This is a genomic window from Streptomyces graminofaciens (genome assembly GCF_030294945.1).
Classification (GTDB): domain Bacteria; phylum Actinomycetota; class Actinomycetes; order Streptomycetales; family Streptomycetaceae; genus Streptomyces; species Streptomyces graminofaciens.
The window spans coordinates 8,990,967-9,004,067 of sequence record NZ_AP018448.1 but is presented as its reverse complement, the minus strand read 5'-3'; the positions used below and the strand labels follow the sequence as shown (position 1 = coordinate 9,004,067).

Sequence of the window (13,101 nt, the reverse complement as noted above, 5' to 3'; positions counted from 1 at the left end):
AAGAGACAACGGAAAGACGACGAAGACCCCGGCCTCGATCGGCCGGGGTCTTCGCTTGGGTGGGCATGGACGGTTTCGAACCGCCGACATCCTGCTTGTAAGGCAGGCGCTCTACCCCTGAGCTACACGCCCAAGACAAGCCGACAGCCTACATTGCCCGACGGCATGCCCCGCAAACCGATAACCGGGGGTTATCCCTACCCATGGTCCGGGAGCGGCCCGGATCCCCCGGAACCCGCCCGCTCCGTACGGTCGAGGACATCGACAGGCAGCAGCGGGCGCAGGGGGAGAACACCATGGCACGTACGGCACACGCACCACGTACGGCACACAGCACGGGGACCCGGAGGATCGCTCTCGCCGGTCTCGCCGTGGCCGTCCTGGCCTCCGTCGCCGCGTGCGGCGCCGACGCGAAGGAGGACAAGGATCCCGAGCACCGGAGCTTCGCCCTCCAGGGCCGTACGCTCACCGTCGACTCGGACGACTCCGCGCTGGAGCTGGTCCCGGCGGACGTCGACGAGGTCGAGGTGACCCGGTGGTTCGAGGGGCGGATCGTGGTCGGCGGTGATCCCCGGGTGACGTGGGAGATGAAGGACGACCGGCTGACGCTGCGGATGAAGTGCTCGGGGTTCGTCGCCGACTGCTCGGCCAGGCACCGGATCGAGGTGCCGCGCGGGGTCGCAGTCGTCGTCGAGGACGGCGACGGAAGCGTGACCGCGAAGGGGTTCCAGGAGGCGTTGAAGATCCGGACGGCGGACGGTTCCGTGCGGGTCAGCGACTCCTCCGGGCCGCTGGAGCTGCACACCGGGGACGGCTCGGTGCGGGCGATCGGCATCGGCTCGCGGTCCGTCAGGGCCGACACCCAGGACGGATCGGTGAAGCTCGAACTCGACGTCGTACCGGACCTGGTGGAGGCCGGCAGCCACGACGGGTCGATCGACATCGGGCTGCCGCGCGACGCCTCGTACAAGGTGGACACCAGGGCCGACGACGGGTCCGTGCGCGTGTCCGTGCCCCGTGACGAGGACAGCTCGCACGTGGTGACCGCGCACACCCGGGACGGCTCGGTCGAGCTGCGGACCATGGGCTGACGTCCGGCCCGGGCCCTGATCGAAAACAGCGGCAACAGCGAACCGAACCACCCGTGTGTTCGTCCTTGACCGGTGGGAGAATGACAACCGGGCAGGGTGGATGACAGCACGGGAGAGGGATGTGACGGCGACACCTTCAGAGCCGTACACGCCGTTTGTGCCGCGCGCACAACAACAACCTCGCGGCCGTGCACCACAACCGACCGGCCTCCGACACCGCTCCGCGAGCCGTGACACCGTCGCGCTGCTCGCCCTTCCCCTTCTCCTCGCCCTCGCCCTGCCCGCCGCCTTCGCCGGTGGCGGCACGCGGCGGTGGTTCGGCGGGCGGGCGGAGAGCCAGCGGGCCGAGGCGCAGGCGGCGAAGGACGCGGCCGCGGCGGCGTTCTACGAACTGGACACCGCGCAGCGCGATCTGCGGATCTCGATAGAGACCATCACCGCGGTCGACGACTCGCCGGCCGCGCGCCGGGCCGTGGCCGACTTCTCCGCGCTGGGGCAGCGGATCGACCAGGTCAGCGCGCAGTACATCGCCGCCGTCGACGCCCATGACCTGGACCGGGACGACCTGGAGGCGTCCGCCGCCGCCCGCGCCCGGACCGAGTTGTCCGCCGCCAAGGACGAGCTGGGGCGGGCCAAGCAGGAGCTGGACCGGTTCGCGCAGGGCCTCGGGCCGCTGCTCGGCACGGCCGAGACGCAGCTGGCCCGGCTCGCCCCGGCCGTGGAGCGCGCCCGGCAGGGCCTGCTGGCCGCCTCGGGCGCCCTCGACTCCGTACGGGGTTCGGGGCTGCGGGCCGACGATCTCGCCGCCCGTCTCGCCGCCCTCGCGCCGGAGCTGACCAAGCTCAACCAGGGCGCGGGCCGGCACGGCGTACGGGAGACGCTGGAGCGGGCCGACCGGGTGGTGCGCGAGGCGGAGGCGGTGCGGACGGAGGCCGAGCGGCTGCCGGAGCGGGCCGCCGAGATCGACCACCGGCTGGTGTCTCTGCGTACGCGCGCGGAGGCGCTGAGAACCCGGGCCGGGCAGGTGCCGCAGGTGCTGAGCGAGCTGCGGCGGCGGTTCGTGGCGGCCTGCTGGCAGGACCTCCAGCAGGTGCCGGACCAGGCCGCCGAGAACGTCGAGCAGGCCCGGTCGAAGCTGCGCGAGGCGCGGGCCGCGCGGGACGCCCAGCGCTGGCCGGACGCGGCCTCGCTCCTGTCGACCGTACGGGCGCTGCTGAACGGCACGGACGAGGCGGTGTCGGCGGCCGGTGACCGGCTGGCGCGGCTGAACGCCGTGCAGAAGGACCCGCAGCAGGAGATCGACCGGACGCGGTTCGCGATCAGGGACGCCCAGCGGCTGGCCATGGCGGGCCGCTCGACGCCCGATCCGCGGCACGCCCGCCCCCTGGACGACTCCGTGGCCCGCCTGGACCGCGCGATCGCCACGCTGGAGGGCCGACACCCCGACTACTGGCACTTCTTGACGGAGACCGAGGGCGTACGGCAGACGGTGGCCCAGGTGGTGGACCTGATCCGCAAGGAGCGCGGCACGAGCGCCTGAGGCGCCCGGCCGGGTTGCCGGTCCGAGCCCGGTGGGCGGATGCTGAAGGGGTACGCAGGCCTCCGCTGACACCCGAGGGAGGGCGGACATGGCCACGCACGCCACGCACACACTGCGTCCGACGAAGGGTCGGCACGCGGGGCCCCGGCGGCGCATCAGGATCGACGAGCACCTTCCCGTCGACCACCGACTCAGCAGGGTCTACCGGTTCGGGGCGGGCCTGATGGGTCTGTTCCTGGTCGTCTTCGGCATCCTGGGCCTCATCGACAAGGTCGGCTGGTTCGACACCCGCGGCGACGAGGTCGTGGGCCTGAACACCAACGGCACGCTGAGCGTCCTGTCGATCTGTGTGGGGCTGCTGCTGCTCGTGGGCATGGTGATCGGCGGCAACTTCGCCTCGACGGTGAACATGGTCCTGGGCATCGCCTTCATCCTCAGCGGCTTCGGCAACCTGGCCCTGCTGGACACCGACTCGAACTTCCTCGCGTTCCGCATCGAGAACGTCCTGTTCAGCTTTGTCGTCGGCATCCTGCTGATGACGTTCGGGATGTACGGCAGGGTCGGCACGGCGCTGCCGCACGACAATCCGTACTGGCGGGCCCGCCATCCACAGGAGTCGGAACGCGAGATGGGGCGCAAGGCCCGGGTGGGGATGGCGAAACTGGAGCGGGCCGACGCCCTCCCCGGTGAGGAGGACGCCGGCCCGAGGTCCGGAACCTGAGAATCAGGTGCGGTACGCGTAGTAGTTCGCCGTCGGGTAGGACGCGATGAGGCTCGCCACCGACCGGCGGTAGGTGTCCGCGTCGTGGTAGGTCAGATACGGCACACCGCTGGAGCTGCGGTACGTCGTCATCATGGAGTGGTCCTTCTCCCCGTCCCGGTTGAAGTCCATCTGCATGACGTCACCGACGTCCAGCTGGTAGACGTTCGCGAGCGGGGTGGTCCGCTTGGCGGTCTGGGTGAACCAGGACCACTCGTTGACCCCGGTCCAGGCGTCGGCGTTGCCGTTCGACGCGTAGTACCAGGTGTCGTACTCCTCGGGCGTGACCTTGGAGATCTGCTGCCAGCCACCCGCGAGGAGGCCCTGGCTGAGGTAGTTGGTGCAGTCGCCGCCGAGCGAGTTGTACTTGCGGTACGCCGTGTTGTAGTTCTTCCAGTACTTCTCGGTGTACGTGGCCATCGCCTGGTAGTTGTACTTCCCGCCGTTGAGCGTCTTCGCGTTGGCGGGGGCGGGCCAGGTGGTGGCGGCCTTGGGCGCGTCGATGACGGCCATCGGCGTACGGCTCGGCTTGGCGTTCGCCGCCGGGGCCACGGGATCGTTGATCCGGGGGGCGCCGCCGTCCGTCGAGCGCATGGCGGTCAGCTGCCAGGCGCCGTTCGACGCGGTGAAGGTCAGTACGTGGTGCGCCTCGAAGCCCGTGGAGGTGGGCTCGTCGCCGCGTATCTTCTTGTACTTCAAGGTCGTGGCCTCGGTGACCTTGACCGTGGCCTTCGTCCCCTTGACCGCGGTGCTGTCCACGGCGACCTTCGTGTCGGCCGACGTGTAGGCCTCCCCGAGGCCCGCGAGGCGGGACTTCGTGGCGCGCAGGGCCTTCAGCTTGGTGTCCTCGGCGCTCTTCTGCGCGGCGGACAGCTTCACGCCGCCGGTCGGCTTGAGCGACGTGCGGGCCGCCTTGGCGCCGTCGATCAGGACGGCGGTGCGGTCGGTGATCACGTTGTCCGCGACGCGGCCGAAGGCGTCCTTGGTGGCCTTGGTGACCTTGGGCGTCGACGCGGTGGCATGGGCGCCGGCCACGGGCAGCAGGACGGTGGAGAGAACGACCGCTGCCGTCGTGGCGCAGCAGCGGCTCAACATCCTTGATCTCACTGTGTTTTCTCCTTGACCCCGAGATGGTCGGATTCTCAGGGAGGGGAATCTTTACATGACCTCCTCAAGTGCGCCGCATCGGGGTCGCGTTACGACCGTCACATCACCGCAAGACCGTCAAGTCACCGCGAAACCACGGGTCACTTCACGAACAGGTCATCCACGAGCGGGTCACTTCACGAGCGTGGACCAGTCCACCGTCTGCGCGGGGTCCAGGTTGCGCAGGGCCGCGAGGGTCTCCGGCTTCTGGACGTCCATCCAGTCCGCCAGCTCGTCGAAGGACACGCACTTGACGTCCTTCTTGGTGCAGACGTTCTTGATGACCTCGTCGACGGCGTTCATGTAGATGCCGCCGTTCCACTGCTCGAAGTGGTTGCCGATGAACATGGGCGCCCGGCTGCCGTAGTACACCCGGTTGAAGCCCTTCATATAGATGTCGATGGTCTCCTGCTGCCACGTCGGGTACATCGCCGGGTCGCCGTCGGTCTCACCGTTGGACTGGTTGTACAGGAAGTTGAAGTCCATCGACAGCGCCTGGAAGTCGCCGTTGTACGGGAGCATCTGCAGCGGGAAGTCCCAGATGCCGTTCTTCTTGCCGGGCCACACCTGGTACGCGCCGCCGGAGCTGGCGTCGTAGCGGTAGCCGAAGTCCTTCGCGGCCTTCAGCAGGTTCTTCTGGCCCTCCAGGCAGGGCGCGCGGCCGCCGGTGACCGCCTTGATGTCGAAGGGCAGGGCGGGCAGGTCCTTGAAGCCGGTGTTGGTCTTCCAGTTCTCGACGAAGGAGTTGAACTCCTCGATCTCCTGCTTCCACTCCGCGACGCTCCAGTCGTCGCCGCCCTTCTCGCCGCAGAAGTGGCCGTTGAAGTGGGTGCCTATCTCGTTGCCCTCCTTCCACGCCTCGGCGAGCTCCGCCAGGGTGGTGCGGATGTGCTCATCGGTGGGGTAGCTGATCGCGGCGGCGCCCTTCTCGTGCTGCGGCGGGTCGTACAGCGTCCGCTTCTCCTTGGGCAGCAGGTAGATGCCGGTGAGGAAGAACGTCATGTGGGCGTCGTACTTCTTCGCCATCTCGCGGTAGTGCTCGAAGAGGCCGTCGTCGCCCGCCAGCGCGCCGTCCCAGGAGAAGACGACGAACTGCGGGGGCTTCTCGCCCGGCTTGAGCGGCTCGGCCTTCAGCCGGCCCTTCTGCGGGCCCGTGTAGGAGGTGGAGCCGTCTCCGATGATCTTGGTCTTGCCGTCCCACTTGCGTTCCGCGTCGTCCGCCGCCGAGTTCGTCCTGCCCGTGGTGCCCTTGCCGCCCGAGGAGGACGCCGTCGGGGTGGTGCTGTCCGAGCGGTTCAGCACCATGTAGCCGCCGACGAGCGAGGCGACGACGAGGAGGGCCGCCACGGTCAGGAACTGCGGGCGGGTGGTGGTACGGCGCCGGGGCGGGCGCGCTTTTCGGCGGCGACCGGACGGGGTCTTCCTGCCAGGGCTCATGTGCGGCTCATTCTGCGAGGGTGGGGGGTGACGTACGGGTGCGGGTGCGGATACGAATACGGGTGCCGGCTGTTGGACCCGCGAACCGACCGATCAGTTGCCCGGAATCCCGGGAGACCTCGAACACATCGGCAGTCCCCCGGGCCTCCTCGGCCTCAGTCGAGCGGACTCATGGCCTTGGACCAGATCTCGTAAGGCAGGCCCGCGTTCGGCTCTCCGGCGATGCCGTCGAGCTTCAACGGTTCCAGGCTCTTGGTCAGGTCGATGCGGTAGACGACGACCGCGGTCGACACGTACTTCGCGGTGCCGACGTACCAGGCGGCCTTGTCGTCCTGCGTGGTGCCGCCCTTGCCGGCCACCCGGGCCGTGGCGGGGGCGGCGAGAGGGTGGTCGCCGGTGAAGGCGTCCTCCAGCGCGTCGGTGACCTGGTCGGCCACCTCGGCGCTCATCGCGCGTTTCGCCTTGGGGGTGTTCATCGGGACCTTGGAGCCGTTGTGGGTGACCTTGCGCACCGAGTACGGCTCGGTGTGCTTGCCGTCCGCTGCGAAGGTGCTGTAGCCGCTGGCCATCCGGATCGCGCTGGGGGTGGCGCTGCCCACGGACAGCGCGGGCACCTCCGCCCCGAAGCTGGAGGCGAGGAATCCGGAGTCCTGGGCGGTCTTGCGGACCGTGGGCAGACCCGCGTCCATGCCGAGCTGCATGAACGGGGTGTTCACGGACTCGGCGAGCGCGGTGTGCAGGCTGATCTGCCCCCAGGACCTGTTGCCGTCGTTGTGCGCGAAGACCTTGTCGCCGTCGCGGTCCCAGTACGGCCCCTCCGGGGTGGTCACCGGGACGGCGTCGTTGCCGTTGTAGGGCGTCTGCGGGGTGACGCCGGTCTTCCCGGAGTCGCGGTCGGTGCTGATGCCGTACTGCAGGGCGGCCGCGTAGACGAACGGCAGGAAGGCCGACCCCGCGGGGACCGTGGTCGCGTTCGACTCGTTGTAGCCCTGGGTGCGGTGGTCCGGGCCGCCGTAGACGGCGAGGATCCGGCCGTCGGCGGCCACCGAGGAGGCGCCGAAGTGCGTGGTCTTCGCCTTCTTCGCGGAGTCCTTCTTCGCATCCTTGCGCGCCTTGGTGACGGCGGCGGTCAGCTCCGTCTGCCGTTTCTTGTCGAAGGTCGTGTAGATCTGGTAGCCACCCCGGTCGAACTCCTGGGCGGAGATGTTCGCGGCCTTCTTGGCGTACTGACCGGCGAGTTCCAGCAGGTAGTCGCTCTGCTTACCGGTGTCGTAGGAGTTCGCCTGCTTCAGCGGCTCGGGGAACTTCGTGTACTTGGCGCGCTCGGACTTCGACAGCTCGCCGAGGTCCACCATCCGGTCCAGGATCCACCCCCACCGCACCACGGCCCGGTCGCGGTTGGCCTGGCTGAGGGCGGGGTCGTAGAGGCCCGCGCCCTTGAGGAGGGAGGCGAGGAAGGCGGCCTCGCTGGCGTTCAGCTCGCCGACGTCCTTGCCGTAGTAGGCCTGGGCGGCCCGCTGGATGCCGTAGGTGCCGCGGCCGAACCAGCTGGTGTTGAGGTAGCCCTCCAGGATCTTGTCCTTGCTCATGTTGTTGTCGAGCTTGAGGGCGATCATGGCCTCGGTGAGCTTGCGGCCGAGCGTACGGTCCTGGTTCAGGTAGACGTTCTTCACATACTGCTGGGTGATCGTCGAGCCGCCCTGGGTGTCGCCCTCGCCGACCGTGCGGACCAGGGCGCGGGTGATGCCGCTGACGGAGATGCCGGGGTCGGAGTAGAAACTCGCGTTCTCCGCCGCGAGGACCGCCGAGCGCACGTCCTCGGGGACGTCCTTCAGCGGCATCGCCTGCCGCCGCACCCAGCCCGTACGGGCCATGGGGGTGCCGTCGGACCAGAAGTACACGTTGTCCTGCTGGGTGGCGAAGGTGTTGAGGTCGTCCGGTATGTCGGTGGCGGCGTAGGCCACCCCCAGGAACACCACGCCGAGGCCCACGGAGACACCGACGGCCCCCAGCGACTGCCGCCAGGAGGGCACCCAGCGACGCCAGTCGGTGCGGCCCGGGCGCGGGTACTGCGGTCTGAGGCGGCGGGCGTGCGGGGCGAGCCCCTCCTTGAGCGGTCCGAGACGCGCGCCGAGGCCCGCGGAGAGCCGTGCGCCGAGGGACGGCCGGGCCGCGCGGCGGCGGCTCGCGCGATGGCCGGAACCCATCCCTTGTTCGGCCCCGACGGGGCCGCTCGACCCCCGTTTGGGGGCAGCCCGGCGGCGGCGACCGCGGCCGTCGCCCTCCTGGCTAGCCACGGCACACCCCTATGGATGCACGTCCCACGGGACGCACGGCACCCACGTGATGGCAGGCAGTGGTCACGACTGCGCCTCCCTCCCCAACTTGCAGCCGCTGGTGTGGCTCGGGCACAGCCGCTTGAACCACGATTGCCGTCCCCCCGATTCCCCCGGCCTCTCGGCCGCCCCCACACCGCGCACACAAATTATCAGCCAACTTCACAAGTTCTTCGATCACGAAGCAGAAAGAAATGGCCAGTCCGTACGTTGCAACAAACCACACAGAAAAGGACTCTCCGCCCCCAGGGAAAGATCGTTTCCCGAGCTGCCCGATACGGCAAGGGGGAAAGCGGTTCCGGACGTTCTGCCGACCCCCTCGGCGCGCCGGTTAGCCTGTGCACATGCCTCGCTACGAGTACCGCTGCCGCACCTGCGGCGACACGTTCGAACTGAGCCGCCCGATGGCCGAGTCCTCCGCCCCCGCGGACTGCCCGGCCGGCCACGCCGACACGGTCAAACTGCTGTCGACCGTGGCTGTGGGCGGTACGGCCTCCGCGTCCGCACCGGCCCCCCGCGCGGGCGGCGGTGGTGGAGGCGGCTGCTGCGGCGGGGGTTGCTGCGGTTGATCGACACGCTTTGTTCAACGGCCGGCGGGGTTTGATCGTTCAATCGGGCCCCGCCTCGCGAGCACTCACCTGACCCTTACGTTCCCTCAGGCTCTCTTAAGCTTCGCTCGCCTAGCGTGCCCTCATGACAGCGATGGCGGCGGCGAGCGGCGCACCCCAGTGGATCAACAGCCTGATGGACACCCTCGGGGCGCCCGGGGCCGGCATCGCCGTCGCGCTGGAGAACCTCTTCCCCCCGATCCCCAGTGAGGTCATTCTCCCCCTCGCGGGCTTCGCCGCCAGCACGGGCCGGATGGACCTCTGGGCCGCGCTGCTGTGGACCACCGCGGGCTCGGTGATCGGCGCCCTCGCGCTCTACGGCGTGGGCGCCCTCCTCGGCCGCGACCGCACGGTCGCCCTCGCCGCGAAGCTGCCGCTGGTCAAGGTCGCGGACATCGAGCGGACGGAGGGCTGGTTCCTGCGGCACGGCACCAAGGCGATCTTCTTCGGCCGGATGATCCCGGTCTTCCGCAGCCTGATCTCCGTACCGGCCGGCGTGGAACGCATGCCCCTGCCCGTGTTCACCGCGCTCACGACCCTGGGCAGCGTGATCTGGAACACGGTGTTCGTACTGGCGGGCTACTTCCTCGGCGCCAACTGGACCGAGGTGACGGCGATCGCCTCGACGTACTCGAAGATCGTCCTCGCCGCGGCGGCCCTGGCCGTGGTGATGTTCACCCTGACCCGCTTCCGGAGAAGGGCCGCCCTTCAAGGGGCGCGGGGCTGTGGCGTTTGCGGCTCCGCCGCGTGGACGCGACGAGCCACGACGAAGCCGCAGCCCGCGAACGACAGCGCCCGCCACCCCCTGAACGGCCCGGAAGCCGACCTCACCGTTCCCGCGACGCCCGCAGGAACTCCCGAAGAATCCGCTCCCCGGCCGCCACACCCCGCTCCGGAAGCCCGATGACCGCGGGCCCGACCCACCCCGCGTCCGCCAGCTCCCCGTGCCCCGGCCGCCAGGCCCGATCCACCGCGAGCAGCAGATCCGCATCCAGCAGAGAGTCACCCGCGGCCAACGTCAACTCGGCCCCGGTCCTGCGCGCGACCTCGCGCATGGCCGCACTCTTGGTCAGCGGCTTCGGCACCGCGTAGATCTTGCGGCCCTGGAGCGAGACGGTCCAGCCCCGGTTCTCGGCCCACACCGCCAGCTCCTTCACCCACTCCTCGGGCACGAGCTCGCGCTCGACGACGAGATAGGCGAAGAGGTCCTCGGCGACCCGGTGCTTGCGCACCCAGGACGGGTCGGTGGTGTCCGCCAGATACGCCCGCACCTCGTCCAGCGGCGCGCACTCGTCCGCGAGCCGGCCCGTCACCTGGGCGTACCAGTCGCCGTCGGTGACGCCGTCGACGAGCAGATGCCCGCCGTTGGCACAGATCGCGTACTTCGGAGCCGGCCCCGGCAGATTGATCCGCTGGTACTGCTTGCGGGTCCGGGTGGTGGTCGGCACGAACACCACGAGGTCCCCCAGCTCGGAGAGCAACCGCGCGGACGTCTCCGTCATGTACGACAGCGGCCTGCTCTCGTGCACCTCCACGGTGAGCAGCCGGGGCGCCCGGGCGTCCGGCATGGTCAGCGCGAGGGCGGCCGAGGAGTAGATGAGCGTACGGTCGAGGTCGCTCGTCACCAGTACCGACATCAGACCGTCACCGCCTTGCCGTCGGCGCCGGTCGCGCCCCGCGTGTACTGCGGGTGGATCAACCCCACGCATGTGTACGGCAGTTCGGCCACCTCTTCCACCGGTACCCCTCTCTGTTCGGCGAGCAGGCGTACATGGTCGAGGTCCGCGCCCGCCCCGGCCCGCGCGAGGATCTTCCACGGTACCCGGCGCAGCAGTACGCGCGTGGTCTCGCCGACACCCGGCTTGACCAGGTTGACGTCGTGAATCCCGTACTCCTCGCTGATGCGCTCGACGGCCGCCCAGCCCTCCCAGGTCGGGGTGCGGTCGGCGGCGAGCAGCTCCTTGGTGCGGGCGTCGACGACATCGCCGACCGCGTCGAACCGGGCGGCTATGGCGTCGAGGAAGTCCACCGACACATCCACCTCGGCGAGTTCGCGGTAGAACTTCGCCCCGTGGAAGTCGTTCGGCCCGACCAGGTCGGAACGCAGCACGGTCCGCGAGATCAGCCCGGAGACGGTCGAGTTGAGGCAGGCGGAGGGGATGAGGAAGTCCTCGCGGGTGCCGTAGGTACGGACGCAGGAGCCCGGGTCGGCGAGTACGGCGATCTCCGGGTCGAAGCCGGTGATGCCGTCGGACGCCTCGAACTCCTCCACCGCCGCGACGAGTTCACGGGTGATCGCGCCCTTGCCGGTCCAGCCGTCGACGAAGACGACATCCGCGGGGTCGTGGTGCGCGGCCAGCCAGCGGAGGGCGTTGGCGTCGATTCCGCGTCCGCGCACGATCGACACGGCGTAGTGCGGCAGCTCGATGCCGTGCCGGTGTTGCGCCCAGCGCCGCATCAACACGCCCACGGGGGTCCCGGCGCGGGCGAGCGACACGAGCACGGGCCGCGGCGACCGCTCGGCCAGCACGGACTCGGTCACGACGCCCACGGCCACCGCGATCCGCTCGGCGGAGTCCTCCAGCGCGCTGCGGAAGAGGGCCTGGTACTGCTCGCTCGGCTGGTACTCGACGGGCAGGGACTCGGCGTAGTGCGCGCCACCGCTCTGGATGGCCTCCTCCCGCTCCTCGGTCGGCGCCTCCAGCGTCACGTCCGAGAGGTCCTGGAGCAGCCAGCCGACCTCGTCGGGCGCGTAGGAGGAGAAGCCGGGGCCTCGGAGGGGGTCGGGCAGCATGGAGGGCCTTTCGGGGAGGTGTGAGATCGGCTTCTTGTCTTCCGCCGCGGCGGCGCCCGGCCGGGACGCCGCATCCCGGCGGTGCCGAACCGGCGGCACATACGGCGGCGCATACGAAGGCACCACGGCCAGCAGCACGCTCGGCGTGTGCGCGGCGAGGACCGCCAGCAGTCCGTCGTCCGCCTGTAGCTCGGCCGAGTCCGCGGCCGAGTCGACGACCGCGACCACCGCGTCGAACCCACCGCCGGCCACGTTGTACGCGTACCGCTCCCCCGGCCCGTCCGCAGGCTCGTCATGCGCCGGGAAGACGATTCGGCTGCGTATCGCGTAGCCGGGGTCGTCGACCGCGAGGACCGGCGACCGCGTGGTGGTGGAGAACCGTATCTCCATGCCCTCCACCAGCCGCTCCAGCTCGCGCGCTAGGACCAGCGGCGCGTACATCAGCTCCTCGAAGCCGAGCACCAGCACCCGCCGGGCCCCACGCGGCAGCGCCTCCGCGAGCCGCGCGGCCATCGCGGGCAGCTCGGCCTCCAGCCGCGAGCGATGCGCGGGCGTGAACCCGTGCCGCCCCCCGTCGGGCACCCCGGCCGGCCAGCCCAGCTCGACCCGGGTGACATCCGAAGCGGAGCCCGGCTCCACGGACGGCGCGGCACCCTCGTACTCGGCGACCAGTGCCTGCCCTTTCTCCAGCACCCCTTCCGGCAGCCGTACGGTCCCCTTCACCGCGGCCACCAGAGCCACCCGCGCCCCGATCTCGTGCGCGAACTCCGCCAGCCGCCCCTGATCCGCCGCCGACCTCATGTCGACCAGCGCCACGACGACGTACCGCTGCCGCGGATACCGCTCGTGCAGCGCGCGAATCGTGTTCAGGACCGTGTTCCCGGTGGAGAACTCGTCGTCGACCAGCACCAGCGGACCCCGCCCCGCGAGCAGCGCGGGGTCCTCCGGCAGCAGCAGATGGGAGGTCGCGTGGGAGTGGGACTCCTCGAAGCCGCCGGCCTGGGACACGCCCTCGACCGGCCGCCGGGTGGAGTGGAGGTAGGGCGTCTCGCCCAGCCCGTCCGCGACGGCGTGCCCGAGCCCGGTCGCCGTCTCCGCGTACCCGAGGACCACCGCCGTGCGTGTCCCGGCGGCCCCCAGCAGCTCCCGCACCTGCCGGCCGAGCGCGAACCCGTGCCCGTACACGACGGCCGGCGACTGCGGCACATGCTTGCCGAGCACGTTCGACACCAGCAGATGGGCCCGCTTGGGGTTGCGCCGCAGCGCCAGCCCCAGCAGGTCGCCCAGCCGATCGTCGCCTACCAGTTCGACCCCGAGTCGCTCGGCGACCCAGGTCCCGGACCAGATCGAGTCGTTCGCTGCGTTATTCATCGATTCCTTAGTCGGTAC

10 protein-coding genes and 1 tRNA gene are annotated in these 13,101 nt (G+C 70.2%); 5 read left to right on the top strand and 6 right to left on the bottom strand.

Features of this window, described 5'->3' with window-relative positions:
- Positions 1-60: 60 nt before the first annotated feature.
- A tRNA-Val gene (locus SGFS_RS39580) sits at positions 61-132 on the bottom strand.
- A gap of 164 nt (positions 133-296) precedes the next feature.
- On the opposite strand from SGFS_RS39580, the gene SGFS_RS39575 reads away from it, so the two are divergent.
- The 3 genes from SGFS_RS39575 to SGFS_RS39565 all read left to right on the top strand — a co-directional run bounded on the left by SGFS_RS39575 (position 297) and on the right by SGFS_RS39565 (position 3,352).
- Positions 297-1,091 carry a DUF4097 family beta strand repeat-containing protein gene (locus SGFS_RS39575; RefSeq protein ID WP_286257055.1) on the top strand — a complete coding sequence of 265 codons (795 nt, stop codon included), beginning with the start codon at positions 297-299 and terminating at the stop codon, positions 1,089-1,091.
- Positions 1,092-1,212: 121 nt separating this feature from the next.
- A complete protein-coding gene (locus SGFS_RS39570) occupies positions 1,213-2,631 on the top strand; it encodes a coiled-coil domain-containing protein (protein ID WP_286257054.1) in 1,419 nt (472 codons plus the stop codon).
- An 88-nt stretch (positions 2,632-2,719) separates the two neighbouring features.
- Entirely contained in the window at positions 2,720-3,352 is a 633-nt protein-coding gene (locus tag SGFS_RS39565) for a DUF4383 domain-containing protein (RefSeq protein WP_286257053.1), read from the top strand.
- Positions 3,353-3,355: 3 nt separating this feature from the next.
- Here SGFS_RS39565 and SGFS_RS39560 read toward each other — a convergent pair whose 3' ends face one another.
- The 3 genes from SGFS_RS39560 to SGFS_RS39550 form a co-directional block, all read right to left on the bottom strand.
- Entirely contained in the window at positions 3,356-4,498 is a 1,143-nt protein-coding gene (locus SGFS_RS39560; protein WP_434028129.1) for an amidase domain-containing protein, read from the bottom strand.
- A gap of 171 nt (positions 4,499-4,669) precedes the next feature.
- A complete protein-coding gene (locus SGFS_RS39555; protein ID WP_286257052.1) occupies positions 4,670-5,974 on the bottom strand; it encodes a polysaccharide deacetylase family protein in 1,305 nt (434 codons plus the stop codon).
- Between the two features lie 155 nt (positions 5,975-6,129).
- A complete protein-coding gene (locus tag SGFS_RS39550) occupies positions 6,130-8,181 on the bottom strand; it encodes a transglycosylase domain-containing protein (RefSeq protein WP_286260292.1) in 2,052 nt (683 codons plus the stop codon).
- 473 nt (positions 8,182-8,654) lie between these two features.
- On the opposite strand from SGFS_RS39550, the gene SGFS_RS39545 reads away from it, so the two are divergent.
- A complete protein-coding gene (locus tag SGFS_RS39545; protein WP_286257051.1) occupies positions 8,655-8,879 on the top strand; it encodes an FmdB family zinc ribbon protein in 225 nt (74 codons plus the stop codon).
- Positions 8,880-9,003: 124 nt separating this feature from the next.
- Complete coding sequence (locus SGFS_RS39540) at positions 9,004-9,825, top strand: DedA family protein (RefSeq protein WP_286257050.1); 822 nt, start codon at positions 9,004-9,006, stop codon at positions 9,823-9,825.
- Here SGFS_RS39540 and SGFS_RS39535 read toward each other — a convergent pair.
- Together SGFS_RS39535 and SGFS_RS39530 are read right to left on the bottom strand one after the other, a co-directional pair.
- Complete coding sequence (locus SGFS_RS39535) at positions 9,746-10,555, bottom strand: HAD family hydrolase (RefSeq protein ID WP_286257049.1); 810 nt, start codon at positions 10,553-10,555, stop codon at positions 9,746-9,748. The two genes, SGFS_RS39540 and SGFS_RS39535, sit on opposite strands and share 80 nt — an antisense overlap.
- Entirely contained in the window at positions 10,555-13,083 is a 2,529-nt protein-coding gene (locus SGFS_RS39530) for a phosphoribosyltransferase (RefSeq protein ID WP_286257048.1), read from the bottom strand. The genes SGFS_RS39535 and SGFS_RS39530 overlap by 1 nt, the downstream gene beginning before the upstream one ends.
- Between the last annotated feature and the right edge of the window lie 18 nt (positions 13,084-13,101).

Excerpts from the sequence above, each read along its gene's own strand:
- SGFS_RS39575 (WP_286257055.1), top strand. The coding sequence starts at position 297 with ATGGCACGTACGGCACACGCACCACGTACGGCACACAGCACGGGGACC.
- SGFS_RS39565 (WP_286257053.1), top strand. The coding sequence starts at position 2,720 with ATGGCCACGCACGCCACGCACACACTGCGTCCGACGAAGGGTCGGCAC.
- SGFS_RS39555 (WP_286257052.1), bottom strand. The coding sequence starts at position 5,974 with ATGAGCCCTGGCAGGAAGACCCCGTCCGGTCGCCGCCGAAAAGCGCGC.
- SGFS_RS39550 (WP_286260292.1), bottom strand. The coding sequence starts at position 8,181 with ATGGGTTCCGGCCATCGCGCGAGCCGCCGCCGCGCGGCCCGGCCGTCC.
- SGFS_RS39545 (WP_286257051.1), top strand. The coding sequence starts at position 8,655 with ATGCCTCGCTACGAGTACCGCTGCCGCACCTGCGGCGACACGTTCGAA.
- SGFS_RS39540 (WP_286257050.1), top strand. The coding sequence starts at position 9,004 with ATGACAGCGATGGCGGCGGCGAGCGGCGCACCCCAGTGGATCAACAGC.
- SGFS_RS39535 (WP_286257049.1), bottom strand. The coding sequence starts at position 10,555 with ATGTCGGTACTGGTGACGAGCGACCTCGACCGTACGCTCATCTACTCC.
- SGFS_RS39530 (WP_286257048.1), bottom strand. The coding sequence starts at position 13,083 with ATGAATAACGCAGCGAACGACTCGATCTGGTCCGGGACCTGGGTCGCC.